At 57.9% G+C, this 23,552-nt stretch carries 22 protein-coding genes; 11 read left to right on the top strand and 11 right to left on the bottom strand.

Features of this window, described 5'->3' with window-relative positions:
* Positions 1–66 precede the first annotated feature (66 nt).
* Positions 67–381 (top strand): tetratricopeptide repeat protein, encoded by a 315-nt coding sequence (locus NTD87_RS01795; RefSeq protein ID WP_262111440.1) that lies wholly within the window; start codon positions 67–69, stop codon positions 379–381.
* 16 nt (positions 382–397) lie between these two features.
* On the opposite strand, the gene NTD87_RS01790 is transcribed toward NTD87_RS01795, so the two are convergent.
* The 3 genes from NTD87_RS01790 to NTD87_RS01780 form a co-directional block, all read right to left on the bottom strand.
* Positions 398–637 carry a PilZ domain-containing protein gene (locus NTD87_RS01790; RefSeq protein WP_262111439.1) on the bottom strand — a complete coding sequence of 80 codons (240 nt, stop codon included), beginning with the start codon at positions 635–637 and terminating at the stop codon, positions 398–400.
* Positions 638–709: 72 nt separating this feature from the next.
* Complete coding sequence (locus tag NTD87_RS01785; protein ID WP_262111438.1) at positions 710–1,597, bottom strand: lysophospholipid acyltransferase; 888 nt, start codon at positions 1,595–1,597, stop codon at positions 710–712.
* Positions 1,598–1,648: 51 nt separating this feature from the next.
* The gene (locus NTD87_RS01780) at positions 1,649–2,212 is read right to left on the bottom strand and encodes a DNA-3-methyladenine glycosylase I (protein WP_262111436.1); all 564 of its coding nucleotides are present in this window, start codon (positions 2,210–2,212) and stop codon (positions 1,649–1,651) included.
* A gap of 81 nt (positions 2,213–2,293) precedes the next feature.
* Between NTD87_RS01780 and glyQ the strand changes: the two genes are divergently transcribed.
* From glyQ to NTD87_RS01760, 4 genes are all read left to right on the top strand, one after another.
* Positions 2,294–3,247 carry a glycine--tRNA ligase subunit alpha gene (glyQ, locus tag NTD87_RS01775; RefSeq protein ID WP_031319418.1) on the top strand — a complete coding sequence of 318 codons (954 nt, stop codon included), beginning with the start codon at positions 2,294–2,296 and terminating at the stop codon, positions 3,245–3,247.
* Complete coding sequence (gene glyS / locus NTD87_RS01770) at positions 3,244–5,298, top strand: glycine--tRNA ligase subunit beta (RefSeq protein WP_262111433.1); 2,055 nt, start codon at positions 3,244–3,246, stop codon at positions 5,296–5,298. The genes glyQ and glyS overlap by 4 nt, the downstream gene beginning before the upstream one ends.
* 4 nt (positions 5,299–5,302) lie before the next feature.
* A complete protein-coding gene (gene gmhB / locus NTD87_RS01765) occupies positions 5,303–5,842 on the top strand; it encodes a D-glycero-beta-D-manno-heptose 1,7-bisphosphate 7-phosphatase (RefSeq protein WP_262111584.1) in 540 nt (179 codons plus the stop codon).
* An 81-nt stretch (positions 5,843–5,923) separates the two neighbouring features.
* Positions 5,924–6,694: a lysophospholipid acyltransferase family protein gene (locus NTD87_RS01760; RefSeq protein WP_262111431.1), complete on the top strand. Its 771-nt coding sequence runs from the start codon at positions 5,924–5,926 to the stop codon at positions 6,692–6,694.
* Between the two features lie 349 nt (positions 6,695–7,043).
* Here NTD87_RS01760 and NTD87_RS01755 read toward each other — a convergent pair whose 3' ends face one another.
* The 3 genes from NTD87_RS01755 to NTD87_RS01745 all read right to left on the bottom strand — a co-directional run bounded on the left by NTD87_RS01755 (position 7,044) and on the right by NTD87_RS01745 (position 11,094).
* A complete protein-coding gene (locus NTD87_RS01755) occupies positions 7,044–9,350 on the bottom strand; it encodes a CHASE2 domain-containing protein (RefSeq protein ID WP_262111430.1) in 2,307 nt (768 codons plus the stop codon).
* Positions 9,351–9,368: 18 nt separating this feature from the next.
* Positions 9,369–10,376 (bottom strand): FecR domain-containing protein, encoded by a 1,008-nt coding sequence (locus tag NTD87_RS01750; RefSeq protein ID WP_410017448.1) that lies wholly within the window; start codon positions 10,374–10,376, stop codon positions 9,369–9,371.
* A 427-nt stretch (positions 10,377–10,803) separates the two neighbouring features.
* The gene (locus tag NTD87_RS01745) at positions 10,804–11,094 is read right to left on the bottom strand and encodes a hypothetical protein (RefSeq protein WP_262111428.1); all 291 of its coding nucleotides are present in this window, start codon (positions 11,092–11,094) and stop codon (positions 10,804–10,806) included.
* A 183-nt stretch (positions 11,095–11,277) separates the two neighbouring features.
* On the opposite strand from NTD87_RS01745, the gene NTD87_RS01740 reads away from it, so the two are divergent.
* Entirely contained in the window at positions 11,278–11,997 is a 720-nt protein-coding gene (locus NTD87_RS01740) for a response regulator transcription factor (RefSeq protein ID WP_262111425.1), read from the top strand.
* Positions 11,998–12,122: 125 nt separating this feature from the next.
* Here the strand turns inward: NTD87_RS01740 and NTD87_RS01735 are convergent, their stop codons facing one another.
* From NTD87_RS01735 to dnaA, 5 genes are all read right to left on the bottom strand, one after another.
* The gene (locus NTD87_RS01735; protein ID WP_262111424.1) at positions 12,123–12,452 is read right to left on the bottom strand and encodes a hypothetical protein; all 330 of its coding nucleotides are present in this window, start codon (positions 12,450–12,452) and stop codon (positions 12,123–12,125) included.
* Positions 12,453–12,760: 308 nt separating this feature from the next.
* Complete coding sequence (gene gyrB, locus NTD87_RS01730) at positions 12,761–15,178, bottom strand: DNA topoisomerase (ATP-hydrolyzing) subunit B (protein ID WP_262111422.1); 2,418 nt, start codon at positions 15,176–15,178, stop codon at positions 12,761–12,763.
* Between the two features lie 4 nt (positions 15,179–15,182).
* A complete protein-coding gene (gene recF / locus NTD87_RS01725) occupies positions 15,183–16,286 on the bottom strand; it encodes a DNA replication/repair protein RecF (protein WP_019694407.1) in 1,104 nt (367 codons plus the stop codon).
* Positions 16,287–16,306: 20 nt separating this feature from the next.
* Positions 16,307–17,410: a DNA polymerase III subunit beta gene (dnaN, locus tag NTD87_RS01720; protein ID WP_262111420.1), complete on the bottom strand. Its 1,104-nt coding sequence runs from the start codon at positions 17,408–17,410 to the stop codon at positions 16,307–16,309.
* A gap of 39 nt (positions 17,411–17,449) precedes the next feature.
* Positions 17,450–18,967, bottom strand: coding sequence for a chromosomal replication initiator protein DnaA (gene dnaA, locus NTD87_RS01715; protein ID WP_262111419.1), 1,518 nt, complete (start codon positions 18,965–18,967; stop codon positions 17,450–17,452).
* 565 nt (positions 18,968–19,532) lie between these two features.
* Here dnaA and rpmH point away from each other — a divergent pair.
* The 5 genes from rpmH to mnmE all read left to right on the top strand — a co-directional run bounded on the left by rpmH (position 19,533) and on the right by mnmE (position 23,458).
* Positions 19,533–19,667 (top strand): 50S ribosomal protein L34, encoded by a 135-nt coding sequence (rpmH, locus tag NTD87_RS01710; RefSeq protein WP_003213577.1) that lies wholly within the window; start codon positions 19,533–19,535, stop codon positions 19,665–19,667.
* Between the two features lie 16 nt (positions 19,668–19,683).
* Entirely contained in the window at positions 19,684–20,085 is a 402-nt protein-coding gene (gene rnpA / locus NTD87_RS01705) for a ribonuclease P protein component (RefSeq protein ID WP_262111582.1), read from the top strand.
* Entirely contained in the window at positions 20,078–20,323 is a 246-nt protein-coding gene (yidD, locus tag NTD87_RS01700) for a membrane protein insertion efficiency factor YidD (RefSeq protein WP_010465488.1), read from the top strand. Before rnpA ends, yidD begins: the two co-directional genes overlap by 8 nt.
* 2 nt (positions 20,324–20,325) lie before the next feature.
* Positions 20,326–22,008: a membrane protein insertase YidC gene (yidC, locus tag NTD87_RS01695; RefSeq protein WP_262111416.1), complete on the top strand. Its 1,683-nt coding sequence runs from the start codon at positions 20,326–20,328 to the stop codon at positions 22,006–22,008.
* Positions 22,009–22,087: 79 nt separating this feature from the next.
* Complete coding sequence (gene mnmE / locus NTD87_RS01690) at positions 22,088–23,458, top strand: tRNA uridine-5-carboxymethylaminomethyl(34) synthesis GTPase MnmE (RefSeq protein WP_262111415.1); 1,371 nt, start codon at positions 22,088–22,090, stop codon at positions 23,456–23,458.
* Positions 23,459–23,552 lie beyond the last annotated feature (94 nt).

Below are 23,552 nucleotides of genomic sequence, written 5' to 3'. Positions count from 1 at the left end.
CTGCTCGCAATAGCGGTCTCACTAAAACAGATCAATCCCTGACACCCCTCAACAAGGAATTCACCCATGCTCGAATCCCTCGAAAAAATGCTCGCCAAGGGTGTGGATAACTCACTGCTGCGCTTCGGTCTGGGCAAGGGTTATCTGGATCTTGGCGAAAACGCCAAGGCCGCCGAGCATTTCACCCGCTGCGTGGCGTTCGATCCGAAGTATTCGGCGGCCTGGAAGCTGTTGGGCAAGGCCCACCTGGCGTTGGCGGACCATGCCGCCGCCCGTCAGGCCTGGGAGCAGGGCCTGGAAGCCGCCCGCGCCCATGGCGACAAGCAGGCGGAAAAGGAAATGACGGTGTTTCTGAAGAAGCTTGACCGGCTGGGTAACTGATCAAAAAGCGCTCAATTCAAAGGTAACGCAGGCCGATGCCTTCGGCGTCGACCTGCACCACTTCCATGCGTACTCGCGGCGCGCCGCACGGTAAACCCTGCACCTGGCCATAGACCACCGCGCCTTCGGCCAATGCTGCCAGCGTCGGGTGCTTCACGTAGACGCCGCTGGCGGAAAGGTTGCGGGTCTGGCCCAGGCACTCGCCGAAGCTCTCGTGCTGGATCTTGATTCGAAATGACTTACGGTGTTCGGACATCTGCTGCGCCCTTGATTGAACGGTTGTGGATAACCCTTTGCCCAAAGTTATCCACAGATCGTGCCAAGTGGATCAATACCAGCGTTCTTCGCCCGGTGGGCGTTTCTTGAAACGCTTCATGCTCCACATGTATTGGCTCGGGTAAGCCCGAACGTACTTCTCGACGATCTGGCTCATGGCCGCGCAGGACGTCTCGGTATCGGTGCTGTACATATCCTGGGGCGCGGCTTCCAGGATCACTTTGTAGCCTGAACCGTCCGGCAGGCGCAGGGCGTGCAGGAACACCCCGACGGCTTTGCCGCCCGCGAGCATGTTCGGCACAAACTTGCTGGTCAGCGCCTGGGTGGCGAAGAAAGGCACGAAAATTCCAGCGGATTCGGCCGGTTCCGGGTCAGCGGGTATGCCCACTGCACCACCTTTGCGCACTTCCTTGATGACGCTGAGGATGCCTTCCTTGGTGGACGCCGCCACACGGTTGCCCAATTGCACGCGCTGCTTGCGCAGCAATTCATCCACAGCCTTGAGCTTGGGTGGACGGTAGAAAATGATCGGTTTGCACTGGCTGCAATAGAAGTGGTTCAACACTTCCCAGTTGCCCAGGTGGCTGGTGATGCCGACCACGCCTTTGCCCGAGGCCAATGCGTCTTTCAAAACATCGAGGCCTTCGACTTCACGCACCAGGTCGATCGAGCGCTGGGCCGGCCAGATCCAGGCGCAGGCGCTTTCGGTCAGCGATTTGCCGATGTCCATCAGGCTCTGCCCGACCAGACGCTCCCGCTCGGCGGCATCCATTTCGGGGAAACACTTGGCCAGGTTGATGCGCACCACGTCGCGGGAGCGGTTGGGGGTTTTCCACATGATCCAGCCAATCGCCGCGCCCACCGCTTGCACCGCCCGCCACGGGAGCAGGGCAAACAACCGCAGAGCACCTACCAGCAAGGCGCCTTTAAACTTATCCACAGGTCACTCCTGATCTTCTAATCCGACGTCATGATCCGTATCACGAGCCGGCTATTCTAACCGCCCACTGCTCAAGATGGCGTAGCGATCACAATCGGTGGTGTGATCCATGACCATGCCCGAGGCCTGCATCAGGGCATAGCAAATGGTCGGGCCGACAAAGGTGAAGCCGGCTTTTTTCAGACCTTTGCTCATCTCCACGGCGACCGGCGTCACGGCCGGCACTTCGCTGCGATCCTTGAAATGATTGATCATCGGGACGCCGCCGACATACGACCAGAGCAGCGCCACCGGATCTTCCAGCGCCTGCCAGGCTTGAGCGTTGCGCCGGGCGGCATTGAGTTTGAGACGGTTGCGGATGATCCCTGGGTCAAGCATCAAATCGTCGATTTCGGCGTCGCTCATCTGCGCCACGCGCTGCACGTCGAACTCGAACAATACCTTACGGTAATGCTCGCGTTTCCTCAGCACGGTGATCCACGACAGACCGGCCTGGAACCCTTCGAGCAAAAGCAACTCGAACAAGCGCTGCGCATCGCGTAGCGGTACGCCCCACTCTTGATCGTGATAAGCCATGTACAACGGATCTTCGGAACACCAAAAGCAGCGTGGCATAAGGCTCCAGGGGGCGTGCGGACCAACGAATCGGGTATACTCCCGCTCTTTAAATCGCAGCCCAAGAAACAGGTGAATTTCGTGAGCCAGCCTACGCCAGCCGTGCGTACCTTCCAAGACTTGATCCTCGCCCTCCAGCAATACTGGGCCGAGCAAGGTTGTGTGGTACTTCAGCCCTACGATATGGAAGTAGGCGCCGGCACTTTCCATACCGCCACGTTCCTGCGCGCCATCGGCCCGGAAACCTGGAACGCCGCTTATGTGCAGCCCAGTCGTCGCCCGACTGACGGCCGCTACGGCGAAAACCCGAACCGTCTGCAGCACTACTACCAGTTCCAGGTAGTCCTCAAGCCGAACCCGGACAACTTCCAGGAACTGTACCTGGGCTCCCTCAAGCACGTGGGCCTGGACCCATTGGTGCACGACATCCGTTTCGTCGAAGACAACTGGGAATCACCGACCCTCGGCGCCTGGGGTCTGGGCTGGGAAGTCTGGCTCAACGGTATGGAAGTGACGCAGTTCACCTACTTCCAGGCGGCGGGTGGCATCGAGTGCTACCCGGTGACCGGCGAAATCACCTACGGTCTTGAGCGTCTGGCCATGTACCTGCAAGGCGTGGACTCGGTTTACGACCTGGTCTGGGCTGACGGTCCGTTCGGCAAAGTGACCTACGGCGACGTGTTCCACCAGAACGAAGTGGAGCAGTCGACCTACAACTTCGAACACGCCAACGTCGAGAAGCTGTTCGAACTGTTCGACTTCTATGAAAGCGAAGCCAAGCGCCTGATCGAGCTCGATCAACCGCTGCCGTTGCCGAGCTATGAAATGGTGCTGAAGGCCTCGCACACCTTCAACCTGCTGGATGCACGCCGGGCGATCTCGGTGACGGCGCGTCAGCAATACATTCTGCGTGTCCGCACCCTGGCGCGTTCCGTTGCGCAAGCCTACCTGCTGGCGCGCGCCAAGCTGGGCTTCCCGATGGCGACCCCGGATTTGCGTGATGAAGTGTTGGCTAAGCTGGAGGCTGCACAATGAGTGCTCAAGATTTCCTGGTTGAACTGGGCACCGAAGAGCTGCCACCCAAGGCCCTGAACACCCTGGCCGACGCGTTCCTCGCCGGTATCGAGAAGGGCCTGCTGGCCGCTGGCCTGGGCTTTGAAGCCAAGCAGGTCTACGCCGCACCGCGTCGCCTGGCCGTGCTGATCACCAAACTGGCCACCCAACAGCCGGATCGCAGCATCAACCTCGACGGCCCACCACGTCAGGCCGCCTTCGATGCCGAAGGCAACCCGACCCAGGCTGCCCTGGGCTTCGCCAAGAAGTGCGGCGTAGAGCTGAGCGAAATCGATCAAAGCGGGCCGAAACTGCGTTACAGCCAAAGCATCGCCGGCAAGCCGACCGTCAGCCTGTTGCCGACCATCGTCGAAGACTCGCTGAACGACCTGCCTATCCCGAAGCGCATGCGCTGGGGCGCTCGCAAGGAAGAATTCGTTCGCCCAACCCAATGGCTGGTGATGCTGCTCGGCGACCAGGTGGTCGACTGCACCATCCTCGCCCAGAAGGCCGGTCGCGATTCCCGTGGTCACCGCTTCCATCACCCGGAAAGCGTACGCATCACCTCGCCAGCCAACTACCTGAACGACCTGCGCGCTGCCTACGTACTGGCCGATGCCAACGAGCGACGCGAGCTGATCAGCACCCGTACCGCTGAGCTGGCGACCCGTCAGGAAGGCACCGCGATCGTTCCGCCGGCCCTGCTCGACGAAGTGACCGCGCTGGTGGAATGGCCAGTGCCGCTGGTGTGCTCGTTCGAGGAGCGTTTCCTCGATGTGCCGCAAGAAGCCCTGATCACCACCATGCAGGACAACCAGAAGTACTTCTGCCTGCTGGATGCCGACGGCAAATTGCTGCCACGTTTCATTACCGTGGCCAACATCGAGAGCAAAGACCCGCAGCAGATCATCGACGGTAACGAGAAAGTGGTTCGCCCACGCCTGACCGATGCCGAATTCTTCTTCAAGCAAGACAAGAAGCAGAAACTCGAAGACTTCAACCTGCGCCTGCAGAACGTGGTGTTCCAGGAAAAACTCGGCAGCGTCTACGACAAGGCCGAGCGTGTTTCCAAACTGGCCGCATTCATCGCTCCACACATTGGCGGCAACGCTCAACGGGCGGCGCGTGCCGGCCTGCTGTCCAAGTGTGACCTGGCGACCGAGATGGTCGGTGAGTTCCCGGAGATGCAAGGCGTCGCCGGTTACTACTACGCCCTCAACGATGGCGAGCCAGAAGATGTCGCACTGGCGCTGAACGAGCAATACATGCCGCGCGGTGCCGGCGCTGAATTGCCGACTACCCTGACCGGCGCAGCCGTGGCGATCGCCGACAAGCTCGACACCCTGGTCGGGATCTTCGGTGTCGGCATGCTCCCAACCGGTAGCAAAGACCCGTATGCCCTGCGCCGTGCCGCGCTCGGCGTGCTGCGGATCCTGATCGACAAGAAGCTCGACCTGGACCTGACCGACGCCGTGGCCTTCGCCGTCGCCGCGTTCGGCGCCAAGGTCAAGGCTGTCGGCCTGGCTGATTCGGTGCTGGAGTTCATCTTCGACCGTCTGCGTGCCCGTTACGAAGACGAAGGCGTGGATGTCGCCACCTACCTGTCGGTACGTGCCCTGAAACCGGGTTCGGCCCTGGACTTCGATCAGCGCGTACAAGCCGTGGAAGCGTTCCGCAAACTGCCGGAAGCCGCCGCACTGGCCGCCGTGAACAAGCGCGTATCGAACCTGCTGAGCAAACTCGAAGGCAGCGTGCCGACCACCGTTGAAGCCAAGTACTTCGACAACGCCGCCGAGTTCTCCCTGTACTCGGCGATCCAGCAAGCGGATCAAGCGGTGCAGCCAATGGCTGCGGCCCGTCAGTACCGCGAATCGCTGGCGCGTCTGGCCGCCTTGCGCGAGCCTGTCGATGCGTTCTTCGAAGCGGTGATGGTCAACGCCGAAGACGCCAAGGTCCGTGCCAACCGTTATGCGTTGCTGGCACGTTTGCGCGGTCTGTTCCTCGGCGTTGCCGACATCTCGTTGCTGGGCTGAGGAGCTGCTGTTGAAACTGCTGATTCTCGATCGGGACGGAGTGATCAATTACGACTCCGACGCTTACATCAAGTCGGTGGAGGAGTGGATTCCGCTCCCCGGTTCGATCGAAGCCATCGCGCAGTTGAGCAAGGCCGGCTGGACGGTAGCCGTCGCTACCAACCAGTCGGGCATTGCTCGCGGCTACTACGATGTCGCCACCCTGGACGCCATGCACGAGCGCTTGCGCACGTTGGTGGCCGAGCAGGGTGGCGAGGTCGGGCTGATCGTCTACTGCCCGCATGGGCCGGACGAAGGCTGCGACTGTCGTAAGCCCAAACCCGGCATGCTTAAAACCATTGCCGCACATTACGACGTGGCGCTGACTGACCTGTGGTTTGTCGGCGACAGTCTCGGTGACCTGGAGGCGGCAAAAGCCGTCGACTGTCAGCCAGTTTTGGTAAAAACCGGGAAAGGCGAAAAGACGCAGGCCTTGACCCTTCCGGCAGGCACCTTGATTTTTGACGATCTGGCGGCGATTGCCGCAGAACTTATCAACAACTAGGCTCTTCTGACATCCTGATCAAGGACTGTTCGGGAAGCACTTTTAACAGGCGGGCACAGCCCCGCAACGGTAAATGCGGCCATGTCGATTTTGCAGGCAATCAGAACCTTTCTTTTTTACCTGCTGCTGGGCACCAGCTCGTTGCTCTGGTGCAGCCTGAGCTTTTTTATCGCGCCTTTCTTACCGTTCAAAGCGCGCTACCGATTCATCAACGTCTACTGGTGCCGCTGCGCACTGTGGCTGAGCAAGGTGTTCCTGGACATCCGCTATGAAGTCAAAGGCGCCGAGAACATCCCCGACCAGCCGTGCGTGATTCTGTCGAACCACCAGAGCACCTGGGAGACGTTCTTTCTGTCGGCCTACTTCGAGCCGTTGAGCCAGGTGCTCAAGCGCGAACTGCTCTATGTGCCGTTCTTCGGCTGGGCGATGGCCATGCTGCGACCGATCGCCATCGACCGCGACAACCCGAAAGCCGCACTCAAGCATGTGGCGAAGAAGGGCGATGAGCTGCTCAAGGACAATGTCTGGGTACTGATCTTCCCGGAAGGCACCCGCGTTCCATTCGGTACGGTGGGCAAGTTTTCGCGCGGTGGTACGGCGCTGGCGGTCAACGCGCAGTTGCCTGTACTGCCAATCGCCCATAACGCCGGCAAATTCTGGCCAAAAACCGGTTGGTTGAAAACGCCTGGCACCATCACCGTTATCATCGGTGCGCCGATGTATGCAGAAGGCAGCGGCCCACGGGCGATTGCCGAGCTCAACGACCGTGCCGCGGCCTGGAACGAGCAGACCCAACGGGACATGGGTTCGCTGCCACCACTGCCCGCGGCGGCGGATAAAGAGACTGTCTGAGATTCTGTGGATAACCTGTGTACCGTTTTTCTGAAAAGCGTCGTATTTGTTATCTAAATTTATGATTTATATAGATATTTCTTAAACTCATAAAACACAGAAAAACGTGCATAAGTTTTCACGGCGCTAAAAAAACCGGCTATTTGAGCCGGTTTTTTTATGCCTGTTTCAATCCCTGGATATCACACGATTCGTAGCAGCTGCCGAGCCTGCGAGGCTGCGTCCGAGGACGAAGTCCTCGCAAATCCTGTGTATGCGGTTTGCCTGAAAGAGTGCGTTGCCTGATTTTACGACTGCTTCGCAGCCGAACGCAGCCTCGCAGGCTCGACAGCTGCTACAAAAATATCGTTCACTCTTCCAGCAACGGCAGTTGAACGCTGAAGGTCGTGCCTTGCCCGATTAGGCTTTCACAGAAAATCCGTCCACCGTGGCGATCCACCACGGCTTTGACCATGGACAATCCCAGGCCCAATCCGTCACTGCCTTGAGACGATGCAAAGCGCCGGTACTGGCTGAACAACTCGGGCAGCTCCTCGGCCGTAATGCCTTTGCCCTGGTCGGTGATCTCGCAGGTCAGCCAACCCTGTGCACAACTCACCCGCACGCTGACCTGTGAACCGGCCGGACTGTACTTGATGGCATTTTCCAGCAGATTGAACAGTGCCCGGGTCAGCAATGACTGGTCGGCCAGGACCATGCCTTCAGCTTCTTCATCCAGATCATGAAACAGCTCGATCTGCTTGAGTTGCGCAATGCTCATCGCCTGATCGAACGCATCGAGCACCAGCATCGCAAACATGCTCGGCTCGAACTGGTACGCCTCGGACTCGGCTTTGGCCAGTTGCACAAAGGCCTCGGTCAGGCTCAAGGCTTTGCGCACTTGCAACTCGATCTGGCTGAACAGCTGCGTATCGCCCGTGCCTTGGTAATACTGGACGTCGAGCAAGGCCAGAATGGCCGAATGAGGCGCGCGCAGGTCATGGGAAAGGAACCGCAACAGCACCGCACGCTGTTCCTCGGCATCGCGCTCGAGGCTCAAATCCGTAAGGCTGAGCAGCCAGCCAATCGCCGCCCCACCCTCAGCCGGCAGCAACGGCGCCAAGTCCAGACGCAGGCTTCGCCCTTGAGTATCGCGAAACTCGCTGGTCTCAAGCGTCGACAACGCGGGACGTCCCTGCTCAAGCAGCCCCGGATAACCCAGATCCGAGAGCCGTTGCAGCAAGTCCTCACCGACCAGATCGCTGGCAAACAGACTTCGCGCATTGCGGTTGGCCAGCAGGATTCGATCGCCGGGATCGCTGATCAGTGTCGCCACCGGCAGATACTCCAGGCCGTCGGCGATGAACCGTCGGGTGTCGCGGGTCCGGCTCATGGCCTGTTCCAGCGCGACGATCTGTCCCTGCAATACATCGCCGGCCGGTGATGGTGTGCGGCGGCGCTCGGGGAACACTTTCGGCTCGTTATCGAGCCGCGCCAGTTCCCAGCCAAAATAGGCAAGCACCACGCTCAGACGTCGCCAGTTCCAGATCAGGTAACCCAACAGCATTCCGAGCAAACTGGCGGCAGGCGACCACCACCAACCTGCTCTCAACAGCAGAGCCGAGGCGAGCAGGGCAACTGCCATGCAACCCAGGGTCAACCACAAGGCGTGCCGTGGACGGAACAACAGCAAGGCCAGCAGCAACGCGACGATGGCCGTCGACAACCCGATCACCCAGCCATCGGCGAGCACCACGATGCTGCGTTGTTGCAGCAGACCGTTGAGGAGGTTGGCTTGAATCTCGATACCCGGTGTTGTGCCGATACTCTCCGATTGCGGTGTCACATAACGGTCGCCCAGCCCAGGCGCCGTGGAGCCAATCAGGATCAAGCGATCACGCAGCAACTCGGGCGGCACTTCACCGCGCAGCACGCTGACGTAGGGAACGCTGGGGAAACCCGCATTCGCGCTGATAAAGGGAATTCGAATGCCGTTGGTTCGTTGCCAGCCTTGAACCGTCAATGACGACGGCGAGCCGGGCAGGGTATCCGGGCGATCTGTGGTCATCTCGTAGAGCAACCAGGCTAGTTGCGCTCTCGGGTTGCGCTCAGGACCTTCGCGCAGGTACACGCTGCGCACGATGCCATCAGCGTCCGCTTCGGCGTTGATATGTCCGATACTTTTGGCACAGCGACTCAACGGTGCCACGGGTTCGATTTCACCCAGCGGCTGCCGAAAACGCGCAACCCCTTCGCGCAGCAAAGGCACGAACACGTTGCCGGCCCGGCACATCGCTTGTGCCAGCCGCAGGTCATTGTCGGGAAGCTTGTCGGGCTCGCTGAAGATGACGTCGAACAATACGCCCTTGACCTTCGCGGCCGTGAGCCGATCCAGCAGGTCAGCGTGCAAGGTCCGGGACCAGGGCCACTGACCGAGTTGCTGCAAGCTGTAATCGTCGATAGTGACGATGAGAATTCGCGGGTCGACCGGGAGCGGGCTCAGCCGACGCAGGTTGTCGTACAGCAGATTGCTCAGCGTCAGCCCATGGCTCAAGGACAGAATCGCGGTCAACGGCAGCAGGATCAGACTGACCCACAGCCATTCACGAACCATCCGACTAAACAGCCGCTGGGCCTGGGTCGGCTCGCGACCTTCCTTCCTTGGCCAGTGCTTCATCGGCAAATAGCCGAGGTGTTATTGGACACGCGTGGTCCTGGGGTAATAGAAGATGTCATATACCCCGGTCTCTCCCTCAAGCCCCTGCGCGTCATACGCCGAGAGTCGAACATGGTAGAAAAATGCCTTCAACCCACTGAAGTTGATCTCTGGCGTGCTGGAAAACTGTTCCTGCTTGATGTTCAGGAAAGCCGTGTCAGTCGCCACTTGCGCCCGGTAGCGTGTGGCCCCGTGCAAGGGTTTCATAATCAATTGCCAGACCGGGGCGGGGCCCGTCTGCCCCGTCTGCCCCAACAACTGCGGCGCGGGCAACAGCTCGATCGGCGTCAGCTTGCCTTCCTTCTGGATACGTAAACCCTGGCGAGCCATGACCTGTACTTCGTCATCGGCCGCTGCCTTTTCAGCTTTTTTGGCGAGCGGTTTGCCCGTGTGTTTTTTGGCGGGCGCGTCCGGGTCTTCACCACGATCGACGGCCACCTGGCCATTCAGCACTTCGATCAACGATTGCCCATTGTCGTCGTTGCGCACCCGAAAGTGTGTGCCACGGACCCCGAGCACGCCCACCGGCGTCACGATCTGAAAACGATCATAGTCGCTGGCGCGCTTGATTACATACGACTCGACCTGACCTTGCTCAAGAATCACCTGAGGGACAACGAGTTCTTCGTTCAAACGCAACGTGACCTGTGAGCTGGACGGCAGAACGATGCGTGATCCATCGCCCAGTGACAGACTGACAAACGCCGAAGGAGAGGTCTTCACGCCTTCCTGCTCGTCAATCGTCATCCCTTCTTCGAGCGCCACCTGCTTGCCCTTGCGGTCGAGCTTCCAGGCTTCGCCCGTCAGGTGCTCGACAGTGGCGGGCAGGGGTTGTCCACGGCATTGCTGATGGTCATCGATATACGGCAAGCGCTTTGAGTCGAGGAGCGCTGCGGATGCACTCTGCGTCAATGGGCTCACCAAACCAACGACTAGCAACAGGCAGGTACCCAGGTGGCGACAGTGCAAAGAAGTCATGTGGTTCATTGGATTCGCTTTTCACGCTTTTTCTTAGAATCTGGCCGACCAGCTGACTCATCAGCCTTACGCACCATACCTGACAGGACTCTGCGGCAGATAGCCCACGTCTATGCAAAACGCCATTACCGATTAGCCGTTGCGGCTTTCCATGAACGTAAACACATCAAAGATGGGTAGGAGGTGACACATCCATGTGTCGGAACCGAGTCAGCATCGATCCGGTTTTACAGCGTGAGCAGGCACTCCCTTTTTTCCCCTGAACTGCAGACCGCAAGCGAACCGGCGATCGGCGGTCCCGCCAGATTGGCGATGACACTCCCTGTGTCGGAGCACTTCCGAATGCTCCAGTGCCACTCAACGCTTGAGAATTTACCGACACCGACAGTCGATAAGGCAATTCTCCATATTTGTTCAGAATTGCCTGGGTCCATCGTTAAAACACCCAGCGCTGCTGCTCTTCACGAAGCAGCCGTGGAGCCGATTGCTCGCTGTCTTCGGGCGCGCTCACCGGTGCAAAGCCCCGTGAATCACTGAAGGCGACATTCACCACAGCGGGACTGAAGTAGCGCTGCGTCACAGGTTGATTCGGCGCCTCGCTACTTGAATTCACGACTAGCGAAGCGACCCCCGCATAGACCAGAAATGCCAACGACGGGCAACGTGTCAGTGCCATGCCCTTGGTCACCTTTGCGATCAGTGCACGAAGATTCAGCCTGTTCCCCATCGTTCCTTCCTCGAGTCTTCGAGCCGATATCCGCCGGTAAGCGGCCAACTGATATCAGCCTAACCAGACACAAAGAATCTGGAGAAAATCACCATAATTGTTCAGATTCAGACAATCAGCCTAAACTCGCACCGTAGGATCTTTTACCCCATCGCACTCTACGAGCTGAAGGAAACGCCCCGCATGCGTGTCGCAATACTGGATGACGAACCCGCCGAGCTGCGCCGGGTGGAACAGACACTGCGACAGATTCCCGGAACCGGGGAGCAAGCGTGGACCTTGCACAGCTTCGAGCGCGGTGAAGACCTGCTCCGCCAGCTTCGCCGCGAAACGTTCGACCTGTTGATACTCGACTGGCAGTTACCTGATCTGAGCGGTCTATCGCTCTTGCGCTGGACCCGCGAACACATGGAAGCGCCTCCCGCCGCCATCATGCTCACCAGTCGCGATGCCGAGAGTGACATCGTCCAGGCGTTGAACGCCGGCGCCGATGATTACGTCAGCAAGCCATTCCGTCCCAATGAGCTCAAGGCCCGCGTCAGTGCGGTACTGCGTCGACAGGGTTTGCAGCGCAACGCGGCCAGCGAAGTGCTGAGTTTCAACGATCTGAACTTCGACGACGCCGAACTGACGGTGACCCGCGCCGGCAACCCCATCAGCCTGACCGAACGTGAATACCGCCTGGCGCGCTGCCTGTTTGCCAACCTGGGCCGGCCGCTGTCACGGGAGTATCTCTACGAGCGTTTCTGGACCCATGAAGAAATGGTGTCTTCCAGGCCACTGGATACTCACATCTACCGCCTGCGCAACAAGCTCGGACTGACGGCCGATCGGGGTTGGCAGTTGCTGACGATCTACGGGTATGGGTATCGACTGGAAAGTGTCGCGGCGGCGATCGAGTAAACTTTCACAGGTTTCTCGTGAACAAAAAAAGGCCAACGCTTAAGCGTTGGCCTTTTTCATTACTGCAGGTTGAGCCGGGTGGGGGGGCTCAAAATTGATGCCCATTCAGCAGAAGCAAATTGGACTTAGCTACCAATCTGGTGGCTTACCGAATTTTCTTGCTGGTTAAGGCTCTTTTGCTCCTGCTTGGTGATGTGCCCTTTATTCTGGCTAGCCATGTCCCGTTCTTCCTGACGAATCTGGCGGTCTTCCTTATGCAGATTGGCCGCCTGTCCCTTGGTCATTTCACCCTCTTTGACTTCGTTATGGATTCGCTTGTTCTGGTTGGCCAGACGAGTATTTACTTCGGCTCGACGTGGGTGATCTTTTTTCCACTGGCCATCAGCAGCCATTGCATTACCGGCAACCATACCTACAACTGCGGACAACAAAACAGCAGCAAGCTTCTTAGACATGTTTGATTCCTACTGAACGCTTTAAGGGCTGGCCCGGTTGATTTGATCGCCACCGCCGGCCATGTAGTTACTGAATCGTCCCTGGTTTCATAGACACGATTCAGTCTCGGCAGTTCACTATCCCTGAAACCAAAGGGAAGCTGCGCGGCACAGGATCTCTAAGGAAGGTCGAGTCTCGATGTCCGAAAAATCCCCCTCAAAAAAAAGGCCAGCGCGGTGCGCTGGCCTTTTGTATGGTCTACCTCTCAGGGTGGGCCAGACTCATTTACTGGTGAAAATGTGCATCTTTTTTGCGAACCAACACCGGATCAGAAGTCCAGGTTAGACACTGCCAGGGCGTTGCTTTCGATGAAGTCACGACGTGGTTCGACCGCATCACCCATCAGGGTGTTGAAGATCTGGTCCGCGCCAATGGCGTCTTCGATGGTCACTTTGAGCATCCGGCGCGAGCCTGGGTCCATGGTGGTTTCCCACAGCTGATCCGGGTTCATCTCACCCAGACCTTTGTATCGCTGGATGGTGTGACGCTTGGTGCTTTCGGCCATCAACCACTCAAGGGCTTCCTTGAATTCGGTAACGGCTTTCTTGCGCTCGCCGCGCTGAATGTAAGCGCCTTCGTCCAGCAAGGTGCTCAGTTGAGCGCCCAGGGAGACAACGGTCTTGTAGTCGTTGCTACCGAAGAAGTCGCGGTTGAAGGTGACGTAGTTCGACAGACCGTGGGAGATCAACTCGACCTCTGGCAGCCAGACGTTACGTTCACGGTCCTCTCGCAGGCTGGCTTTGTAGACCAGGCCGGACTTCTCGACAGTGCGCAGGCGAACTTCGTACTGGGCCAGCCAATCCTGCATCGCTGCGTGATCGGACAGTTGATCCATGCTCACCGCTGGCAGGTATATGAAGTGCTCGGTCAGTTCCTGCGGGTACAGGCGCGACAGACGCTTGAGGGTCTTCATTACCAGACGGAAGTCATTCACCAGACGCTCGAGGGCTTCGCCGGAGATACCCGGCGCTTCCTCGTTCAGGTGCAGGCTCGCATCTTCCAGGGCCGACTGCGTCATGTACTCTTCCATGGCGTCGTCGTCTTTGATGTATTGCTCTTGCTTGCCTTTCTTCACTTTGTACAACGGTGGCTGAGCGATGTAGATGTAGCCACGCTCGATCAGCTCCGGCAGCTGACGGAAGAAGAAGGTCAGCAGCAGGGTACGGATGTGCGAACCGTCGACGTCAGCATCGGTCATGATGATGATGTTGTGATAACGCAGCTTGTCGATGTTGTACTCGTCGCGACCGATGCCGCAGCCCAGCGCAGTGATCAAGGTGCCCACTTCTTGCGAAGAGATCATCTTGTCGAAACGCGCCTTCTCGACGTTCAGGATCTTACCCTTGAGGGGCAGAATCGCCTGGGTCTTGCGGTTGCGTCCCTGCTTGGCGGAGCCGCCAGCAGAGTCACCTTCCACGAGGTACAGTTCGGACAGGGCAGGGTCTTTTTCCTGGCAGTCCGCCAGTTTGCCCGGCAGGCCGGCGATATCCAGCGCGCCTTTACGACGGGTCATCTCGCGAGCTTTACGCGCCGCTTCGCGAGCACGGGCCGCATCGATCATCTTGCCGACAACCAGCTTGGCTTCGTTCGGATTTTCCAGCAGGAAGTCGGAGAAGTACTTGCCCATTTCCTGTTCGACCGCGGTCTTCACTTCGGAAGAAACCAGCTTGTCTTTGGTCTGGGAGCTGAACTTCGGATCCGGTACCTTGACCGAAATGATCGCGGTCAGGCCTTCACGGGCATCGTCACCGGTGGTGGCGACTTTGTGTTTCTTCGCCAGGCCTTCCGCTTCGATGTAGGTGTTCAGGTTACGCGTCAGCGCGGAACGGAAACCCACGAGGTGAGTACCGCCGTCGCGCTGAGGAATGTTGTTGGTGAAGCACAACAGGTTCTCGTTGAAGCTGTCGTTCCACTGCAGGGCGATTTCCACGCCAATGCCGTCTTCACGCTGAATGTTGAAGTGGAACACCTGATTGACCGGGGTCTTGTTGGTGTTCAGGTATTCAACGAACGCACGCAGGCCGCCTTCGTACTTGAACAGCTCTTCCTTGCCGCTGCGCTCGTCCTTGAGGACGATACCAACACCGGAGTTGAGGAAGGACAGTTCACGAATCCGCTTGGCCAGAATGTCCCAGCTGAAGTGGATGTTCTTGAAGGTTTGATCAGACGGTTTGAAGTGAATCTGGGTACCGGTGGTTCCACTCTCACCAACGATCTTCATCGGTTCTTGCGGAACACCGTGAACGTAAGTCTGTTCCCAGATTTTGCCGCTACGGCGAACAGTCAGGACCAGTTCTTCGGACAGGGCGTTTACAACCGACACACCTACACCGTGCAGACCGCCGGATACTTTGTAGGAGTTGTCATCGAATTTACCGCCGGCGTGCAGCACGGTCATGATGACTTCGGCCGCCGAGACGCCTTCTTCTTTATGCACGTCTACCGGAATGCCACGACCGTTGTCGCGCACGGTGATGGATTCGTCCGGGTGGATGATGATGCTGATGTCGTCGCAATGGCCGGCCAAAGCTTCGTCGATCGAGTTATCGACCACCTCGAACACCATGTGGTGCAGACCGCTGCCATCGTCGGTGTCACCAATGTACATACCGGGACGTTTGCGTACGGCATCCAGGCCTTTCAGCACTTTAATGCTCGTTGAGTCGTACGTATTTTCTTCGCTCATGCCTTCACTCCCGATGGTCGTGGGTCTGGGTGATACGGCCCTGTTCCACGTGGAACAGGGCGACTGGCGTTTCCGTCTGCCAGCCTTCCCTCAATAATTCGTGATCTACACAGGTGATAAACACCTGGCAGCGTAAGTCTTCCAGCAAACGGCAAAGCGCACGGCGGTGCTGCTCATCCAGCTCGGACGGCAAGTCATCCACCAGATAAATACATTGGCCGCGCCGGGCCTGGCTGACCAAATGCCCTTGGGCAATCCGCAATGCACAGACCACCAACTTCTGCTGACCACGAGACAAGATGTCCGCGGCATTGTGTGCGCCCAATCTAAGACGCAAATCAGCGCGTTGTGGTCCGGCCTGGGTATGCCCCATTTGCTGATCCCGGTGAACGGACGCGGCGAGCACTGCACTCAGCTCTCGCTCTTTGTCCCAACCCCGGTAATAGCTAAGCGTTAAGCCCTCGAGTTCGACGAGTTCGCTCAAGGTCTGTTCAAAGACTGGTTTCAAGGCTTTGATATAAGCGCGGCGGTATTCATCAATTTCTGCGCTGGCCTGGCACAATTCTCTGTCCCAAACCGCTTGCGAAACGGCGTCAAGTGTACCATGCCGCAGCCAAGAGTTTCTCTGACGCAGGGCCTTCTGCAAGCGCTGCCAGGTGGACATGAAACGCGGTTCCACGTGGAACACACCCCAATCCAGAAACTGTCGGCGAATCTTCGGTGCGCCTTCCAACAGGCGGAAGCTGTCGGGGTTGATCAATTGCAGTGGCAGAATTTCTGCCAGTTGCGCAGCGCTGCGGGCGTTCTGCCCATCAATGCGAATCTGAAATTCCCCCTGGCGGTCTCGGGATATCCCCAAGGCGCTGTGCCCACCCTCGGCTAATTCGACCTGACCGAATACCGTGCACGCCAACTGCTCGTACTGGATGACCGGTAAAAGGCGGGTACTGCGAAACGAACGGGCGAGCCCCAGCAGATGGATGGCTTCCAGAACACTGGTTTTGCCGCTGCCGTTGGCGCCGTACAGGATGTTGATGCGGGGGGAGGGGGAGAAGGTCACCGGGTGCAGATTGCGCACCGCGGTGACCGAGACACGACTGAGGGACATCTAGCGTCTGCTAAGCATGTTTACAGGCGCATCGGCATGACAACGTAAGCCGAGTCGTCGTTGTCGGACTCTTGCACCAGCGCACTGCTGTTGGAGTCAGACAGGATCAAGCGCACTTGCTCAGTGGTCATCACGCCCAGCACGTCGAGCAGATAGCTCACGTTGAAGCCGATTTCCAGCGAGCCACCGTTGTACTCAACACCGACTTCTTCTTCCGCCTCTTCCTGCTCCGGGTTGTTCGCCTGGATCTTCAACTGACCGTTGGCCAGTTGCAGACGAATGCCGCGGTACTTCTCGTTGGACAGAATCGCGGTGCGGCTGAACGCTTCACGCAGTGCCTGACGATCACCCAGTACCAGTTTGTCGCCGCCTTTTGGCAGAACACGCTCGTAGTCCGGGAATTTGCCGTCGACCAGTTTCGAGGTAAAGGTGAACTCGCCAGTGGTGGCACGAATGTGGTGCTGGCCCAGAACGATGCTGACATTGCCGTCCGGCTCGGTCAGCAAGCGCGCCAGTTCCAGAATACCTTTACGTGGAACGATCACCTGGTGGCGATCCGGTTGGCCGATGTCAGCCTGCATCGAGCACATGGCCAGACGGTGACCGTCGGTGGCCACAGCGCGGATGATCCCGGCAGACACTTCCAGCAGCATACCGTTGAGGTAGTAGCGAACGTCCTGCTGAGCCATGGCGAAGCTGGTGCGCTCGATCAAGCGGCGCAGCTTGCTCTGCGCAAGACTGCAGGTCAGCGAGCCCGGGCCTTCTTCAACAGTCGGGAAGTCGTTGGCTGGCAACGTCGACAAGGTGAAGCGGCTACGGCCGGCTTTCACGACAAGCTTCTGCTCATCGACCTTGATGTCGATCAGCGCGTCGTTCGGCAGGCTCTTGCAGATGTCCATCAGCTTACGCGCCGGGACAGTGATTTCGCCCGGCTCGGCCGGCTCTTCGAGTTGCACACGACCGACCAGTTCGACTTCCAGGTCGGTACCGGTCAGCGACAACTGCTGGCCTTCTACAACCAGCAGCACGTTGGAAAGCACCGGCAAGGTCTGTCGGCGCTCGACGACGCCTGCGACCAGTTGCAGGGGTTTCAACAGGGCTTCGCGTTGAATGGTGAAATGCATGGTCTAGTCCCTTGCCTTAATAAGCTGCGCTGGTGTTCATCAAGTGGTCAGTGTACGCAGCAGGTTCTTGTAGTCCTCGCGGATGTCCGCGTCGGATTCCTTAAGTTCGTTGATCTTGCGGCATGCGTGCAACACCGTGGTGTGGTCGCGGCCGCCAAACACATCGCCGATTTCCGGCAGGCTGTGGTTGGTCAGTTCCTTGGACAGGGCCATGGCCACTTGCCGTGGACGTGCGACCGAACGCGAACGGCGCTTGGACAGCAGATCCGAAATCTTGATCTTGTAGTACTCGGCGACGGTGCGCTGAATGTTATCCACAGAGACCAGTTTGTCCTGAAGCGCCAACAAGTCCTTCAAGGATTCGCGAATCAACTCGATGGTGATATCGCGGCCCATGAAGTGTGAGTGGGCGATCACGCGTTTGAGCGCGCCTTCGAGTTCACGGACGTTGGAACGAATACGCTGGGCAATGAAGAACGCCGCGTCGTGCGGCAGGTCAACTTTAGCCTGGTCAGCTTTCTTCATCAGAATCGCGACGCGGGTTTCCAGTTCCGGCGGCTCGACGGCAACCGTCAGGCCCCAGCCGAAGCGCGACTTCAAGCGCTCCTCAAGGCCTTCGATTTCTTTCGGATAACGGTCACTGGTGAGGATGACCTGTTGGCCACCTTCAAGCAGGGCGTTGAACGTGTGGAAAAATTCTTCCTGGGAACGTTCCTTGCGGGCGAAGAACTGAATGTCATCGATGAGCAGCGCATCGACCGAACGGTAGAAGCGCTTGAACTCGTTGATCGCGTTCAGCTGCAAAGCCTTGACCATATCGGCCACGAAGCGCTCGGAATGCAGGTACACGACCTTGGCATTCGGGTTCTTCTTTAATAGGTGGTTACCCACAGCGTGCATCAAGTGGGTTTTACCCAAGCCTACGCCGCCATACAGGAACAGCGGGTTGTAGCCGTGCTTGGGATTGTCCGCTACCTGCCAGGCTGCCGCGCGGGCCAACTGGTTGGACTTACCTTCGACGAAGTTCTCGAAGGTAAAGGTGCGGTTCAGGTAACTGGTGTGCTTGAGCGCGCCCTCGACCTGCACCGTGCGCTGTTCGGCACGGACCGGGGCCTGTTGCGAGCTGGCGCCGGCCATTGGGTCGAAGCTGTCGCGGGACGGCTCTTCACTGACCTCGGCGACTTTTTGTGTTGCACGTTTGGTCGGCGCGGTGGACGCAGGAGCGCTGACCGGTGCCGGTGCGGCAGCTGCCTGGGCTTGAGACGCCGCCGCAGCCAACGGCGCATTCGGCGCAGCACGAGGGGCTGAACTGCGTTTGCTGCCTATTAATAAGGAAAGCGCCGGCGCCATGCCGTCGCCGTGCTCATCCAGCAGTTCGAGCACGCGGCTCAGGTACTTTTCGTTGACCCAGTCGAGAACAAAACGATTCGGTGCGTAGACACGCAACTCGTCGCCTTCGGCTTCGACCTGTAGTGGACGGATCCAAGTGTTGAATTGTTGGGCAGGCAGCTCATCGCGCAAAAGCTCCACGCACTGCTGCCAAAGTTCCACTGACACGGATATCCCCTAAGTTGAAAGCCGGTGAGGCAAAAACAAGCGGCCATTGTAGCGACCAGACGCCGACTTATCCACACGTAGGTTGCTCACGGGTGTCGAAGAATCAACGCTTTATACGTAAAAAAGACGACCAATGGTCTGTGCATAAGCTCTGTGGATAAGCCCACTTAAGGTCGTTGTACAAGTGAGGGGCAAACTCTGTGGGTAACCTGCCTGTGGATAACACCCCATTCCACACACAGCTTATCCGACAGCGCAGCACAGGCTGAACACCGTTTTCCACTGTAGTTGTCATTCTCTGTACAGCCCGTAGTAGAAGGCTTAAAGGTAGTTATCCACAGATGATCGTGTGCCTAGCTTTTATAAGCTTTACAGAAAAGCTTTAAATAATTCCCTTCTTTATTTTTATATCTAGCTGTCCACCTTTCAAGGACGAGCCTCCTGGATATCCATTTAAAGGAAACGTTGGTTGGAAATTGACCTAGAGGCTTGCTTTCTCTAGAATCCCCGGTCTCTTAAAACGGGGGCCATTCCGGCCCGTTGTGGACGAACCAGGTAACACGACATGAAACGTACTTTCCAACCAAGCACTATCAAACGCGCTCGTACCCACGGTTTCCGTGCTCGCATGGCTACCAAGAACGGCCGTGCCGTCCTGTCGCGTCGTCGCGCCAAAGGTCGTGCGCGTCTGGCAGTTTGATAATCCGGTACTGGAGGTGAGTCAGGACTTCAGTCGGGAAAAGCGTTTGCTTACCCCCCGGCATTTCAAGGCAGTCTTTGACTCCCCTACCGGCAAGGTTCCGGGGAAAAATCTCCTGCTCCTTGCACGCACCAACGATCTCGATCACCCCCGCCTAGGGCTGGTTATCGGGAAAAAGAGTGTGAAGCTCTCCGTTGAACGCAATCGCCTCAAACGTCTGATGCGCGAATCCTTTCGCCTCCACCAGGATTCTCTGGCTGGCTGGGATATCGTTATCGTCGCGCGCAAAGGTTTGGGCGACGTAGAAAACCCCGAATTGATTCAGCATTTCGGAAAACTCTGGAAACGTCTGGCACGCAGCACGCCGGTACCAGCAGTCAAAACCGAAACTGTAGGGGTAGACAGCACTGATGCGTAAACTGGCGCTCGTTCCGATCCAGTTTTATCGCTATGCCATTAGTCCTCTGATGGCCAGCCACTGTCGTTTCTACCCCAGTTGTTCCTGCTACGCGTATGAAGCCATTGAAAATCATGGCCTTCTGCGCGGTGGCTGGCTGACCTTTCGTCGTTTAGGTCGCTGTCATCCGTGGAATCCCGGTGGTTATGACCCGGTTCCGCCTATCCCTACCTCCCGTTCTTCTTCGATGGCCGAGTAATCATGGATATTAAACGCACGATCCTGATCGTCGCCCTGGCAATCGTGTCCTACGTTATGGTTCTGAAATGGAACCAGGACTATGGTCAGGCTGCCCTGCCGACTCAGAATGTTGCTGCCAATCAGGCTGCCCCGGCTATTCCGGACACGCCACTTGGTAACAATGCTGCCGCCAGTGCCGATGTACCCAGCGCGAATGCCGATACCAGCACCCCTACCGCAACTCCGGTAGTGGCCAACAAAGATCTCATCCACGTCAAAACGGATGTGCTCGAACTGGCTATCGATCCTCAAGGTGGTGATATCGCCCAGCTGATGCTGCCGCTGTATCCACGTCGTCAGGACCATCCGGAAATTCCGTTCCAGCTGTTTGATAACGGCGGCGAACGTACCTATCTGGCTCAAAGCGGCCTGACCGGTACCAACGGTCCGGATGCTCGCGCTACCGGTCGTCCGGTTTACTCGACCGAACAGAAGACTTATCAACTGGCTGATGGCCAGAACCAGCTCAACGTTGACCTGAAATTCAGCGACGCTGGCGTCAATTACATCAAGCGCTTCACCTTTACTCGCGGTCTGTACGATCTGAAAGTCACTTATCTGATCGACAACACCAGCGACAAGGCCTGGACTGGCAACCTGTTTGCCCAGCTCAAGCGCGATGCAAGTGCCGATCCTTCTTCCACGACAGCCACCGGTACTGCGACTTACCTGGGCGCTGCCCTGTGGACAAGTGCAGAGCCGTACAAAAAAGTGTCGATGAAAGATATCGACAAGGCTTCGCTGAAAGAAACCGTTAACGGCGGCTGGGTTGCCTGGCTGCAACACTACTTCGTGACCGCCTGGATTCCGGGCAAGAACGACAGCAACGTGGTGCAGACGCGTAAAGACAGCCAAGGCAACTACATCATCGGTTTCACTGGCCCGGCATTGTCCGTTGCGCCAGGTGCCAAGGCTGAAACCAGCGCTACTCTGTACGCCGGTCCAAAAAGCCAGGCAATACTGAAAGAGTTGTCCCCAGGTCTGGAACTGACTGTCGACTACGGCATTCTGTGGTTCATTGCCCAGCCGATTTTCTGGCTGCTGCAACACATCCACGCACTGGTCGGTAACTGGGGCTGGTCGATCATCTTCCTGACCATGCTGATCAAAGGGATCTTCTTCCCGCTGTCGGCTGCCAGCTACAAATCCATGGCACGCATGCGTGCAGTGGCTCCGAAACTGGCTGCGCTGAAAGAGCAGCATGGCGATGACCGGCAGAAAATGTCGCAAGCCATGATGGAGCTGTACAAGAAAGAGAAGATCAATCCGCTGGGTGGTTGCTTGCCAATCCTCGTGCAGATGCCGGTTTTCCTTTCGCTGTACTGGGTACTCCTGGAAAGCGTGGAAATGCGCCAAGCGCCGTTCATGCTGTGGATTACCGACCTGTCGATCAAGGATCCGTTCTTCATTCTGCCGATCATCATGGGCGCAACCATGTTTATCCAGCAGCAGTTGAACCCGACGCCTCCGGATCCGATGCAGGCCAAGGTGATGAAGTTGATGCCAATCATCTTCACCTTCTTCTTCCTGTGGTTCCCTGCGGGTCTGGTGCTGTACTGGGTTGTGAACAACTGCCTGTCGATCACTCAACAGTGGTACATCACTCGTAAGATTGAAGCGGCTACCAAAAAAGCCGCCGCATAACTTACTCTGTGGATAACCACTCAAAACGCCCCCTAGTGGGGCGTTTTGCTATCTGCCATTTTTATCTGGATATCGAATCATGAGCGCTCCTCGTGAAACCATCGCCGCCGTCGCCACCGCTCAAGGCCGTGGCGGTGTCGGTATCGTCCGCATTTCCGGACCGCTGGCAAGTAGCACGGCAAAAGCCATCAGTGGTCGCGAACTCAAACCGCGATTTGCCCATTACGGTCCGTTCCTCAGCGCCGAAGAAGAGGTGCTGGACGAAGGCATTGCCCTGTATTTCCCGGGGCCGAATTCATTCACCGGTGAAGATGTGTTGGAACTCCAGGGCCACGGTGGTCCCATCGTTCTGGATATGTTGCTGCAGCGCTGCCTGCAATTAGGTTGCCGTCTGGCCCGGCCGGGTGAATTCAGCGAACGCGCGTTCCTCAACGACAAACTCGACCTGGCCCAGGCCGAAGCCATCGCCGACCTCATTGAGGCAAGCTCTGCACAGGCGGCTCGTAACGCTTTGCGCTCGTTGCAAGGCGCTTTCTCCCTGCGTGTGCATAGCCTCACCGAGCAACTGATTGCGTTGCGGATCTACGTTGAGGCGGCAATCGACTTTCCTGAAGAAGAAATCGACTTCCTTGCCGATGGCCACGTACTGAAGATGCTCGATGCTGTACGCGATGAGTTATCCACCGTGTTGCGTGAAGCCGGGCAGGGCGCATTGCTGCGTGACGGCATGACCGTGGTGATTGCTGGTCGTCCGAATGCCGGTAAATCCAGCCTGCTCAACGCTTTGGCCGGCCGGGAAGCGGCAATTGTTACCGAGATTGCCGGCACCACTCGGGACATCCTGCGCGAACATATCCACATCGACGGCATGCCGCTGCATGTGGTCGACACGGCGGGCTTGCGCGATACCGATGACCAGGTCGAGAAAATCGGCGTGGAACGGGCATTGAAGGCCATCAGTGAGGCCGATCGGGTGTTGTTGGTGGTCGATGCCACTGCTCCTGAAGCGCTCGATCCTTTTGCCTTGTGGCCTGAATTCCTCGAGCAGCGCCCGGATCCGGCCAAAGTGACCTTGATCCGTAACAAGGCAGACCTCACGGGTGAGGCAATTGCTCTGGAGGTCAGTGACGATGGCCACGTGACTATCAGCTTGAGCGCCAGGTCGGCAGGCGAGGGGCTGGAGCTGCTGCGCGACCATCTCAAGGCCTGCATGGGCTATGAGCAGACCTCGGAAAGCAGCTTCAGCGCCCGCCGGCGTCACCTGGAAGCCCTGCGTCATGCCAGTGCCTCACTCGAACATGGCCGTGCACAGCTGACCTTGGCCGGTGCTGGAGAGCTACTGGCTGAAGATTTGCGTCAGGCGCAGCAGTCGTTGGGTGAAATTACCGGCGAATTCAGCTCCGACGACCTGTTGGGCAGGATCTTTTCCAGCTTCTGTATCGGTAAATAGCTTCACCTCTCCCTTTGTAGGAGCCGAGCTTGCTCACGAAACGGTTTGTTTGAGAAACCGCGTCGCTCAATCGCTGGCAAGCCAGGCTCCTACC

Origin of the sequence: Pseudomonas sp. 6D_7.1_Bac1 (assembly GCF_025465945.1) — a bacterium.
Taxonomy (GTDB): domain Bacteria; phylum Pseudomonadota; class Gammaproteobacteria; order Pseudomonadales; family Pseudomonadaceae; genus Aquipseudomonas.
The sequence above is the reverse complement of the archived record's forward strand: the minus strand, read 5'-3'. Positions and strand labels throughout refer to the sequence as shown.

Bases quoted from the DNA above. Each gene is read 5' to 3' on its own strand.
- NTD87_RS01795 (WP_262111440.1), top strand. From the start codon at position 67: ATGCTCGAATCCCTCGAAAAAATGCTCGCCAAGGGTGTGGATAACTCA.
- NTD87_RS01790 (WP_262111439.1), bottom strand. From the start codon at position 637: ATGTCCGAACACCGTAAGTCATTTCGAATCAAGATCCAGCACGAGAGC.
- NTD87_RS01780 (WP_262111436.1), bottom strand. From the start codon at position 2,212: ATGCCACGCTGCTTTTGGTGTTCCGAAGATCCGTTGTACATGGCTTAT.
- glyS (WP_262111433.1), top strand. From the start codon at position 3,244: ATGAGTGCTCAAGATTTCCTGGTTGAACTGGGCACCGAAGAGCTGCCA.
- NTD87_RS01760 (WP_262111431.1), top strand. From the start codon at position 5,924: ATGTCGATTTTGCAGGCAATCAGAACCTTTCTTTTTTACCTGCTGCTG.
- NTD87_RS01755 (WP_262111430.1), bottom strand. From the start codon at position 9,350: ATGAAGCACTGGCCAAGGAAGGAAGGTCGCGAGCCGACCCAGGCCCAG.
- NTD87_RS01750 (WP_410017448.1), bottom strand. From the start codon at position 10,376: ATGAACCACATGACTTCTTTGCACTGTCGCCACCTGGGTACCTGCCTG.
- NTD87_RS01745 (WP_262111428.1), bottom strand. From the start codon at position 11,094: ATGGGGAACAGGCTGAATCTTCGTGCACTGATCGCAAAGGTGACCAAG.
- NTD87_RS01740 (WP_262111425.1), top strand. From the start codon at position 11,278: ATGCGTGTCGCAATACTGGATGACGAACCCGCCGAGCTGCGCCGGGTG.
- NTD87_RS01735 (WP_262111424.1), bottom strand. From the start codon at position 12,452: ATGTCTAAGAAGCTTGCTGCTGTTTTGTTGTCCGCAGTTGTAGGTATG.
- gyrB (WP_262111422.1), bottom strand. From the start codon at position 15,178: ATGAGCGAAGAAAATACGTACGACTCAACGAGCATTAAAGTGCTGAAA.
- recF (WP_019694407.1), bottom strand. From the start codon at position 16,286: ATGTCCCTCAGTCGTGTCTCGGTCACCGCGGTGCGCAATCTGCACCCG.
- dnaN (WP_262111420.1), bottom strand. From the start codon at position 17,410: ATGCATTTCACCATTCAACGCGAAGCCCTGTTGAAACCCCTGCAACTG.
- rpmH (WP_003213577.1), top strand. From the start codon at position 19,533: ATGAAACGTACTTTCCAACCAAGCACTATCAAACGCGCTCGTACCCAC.
- yidD (WP_010465488.1), top strand. From the start codon at position 20,078: ATGCGTAAACTGGCGCTCGTTCCGATCCAGTTTTATCGCTATGCCATT.
- yidC (WP_262111416.1), top strand. From the start codon at position 20,326: ATGGATATTAAACGCACGATCCTGATCGTCGCCCTGGCAATCGTGTCC.
- mnmE (WP_262111415.1), top strand. From the start codon at position 22,088: ATGAGCGCTCCTCGTGAAACCATCGCCGCCGTCGCCACCGCTCAAGGC.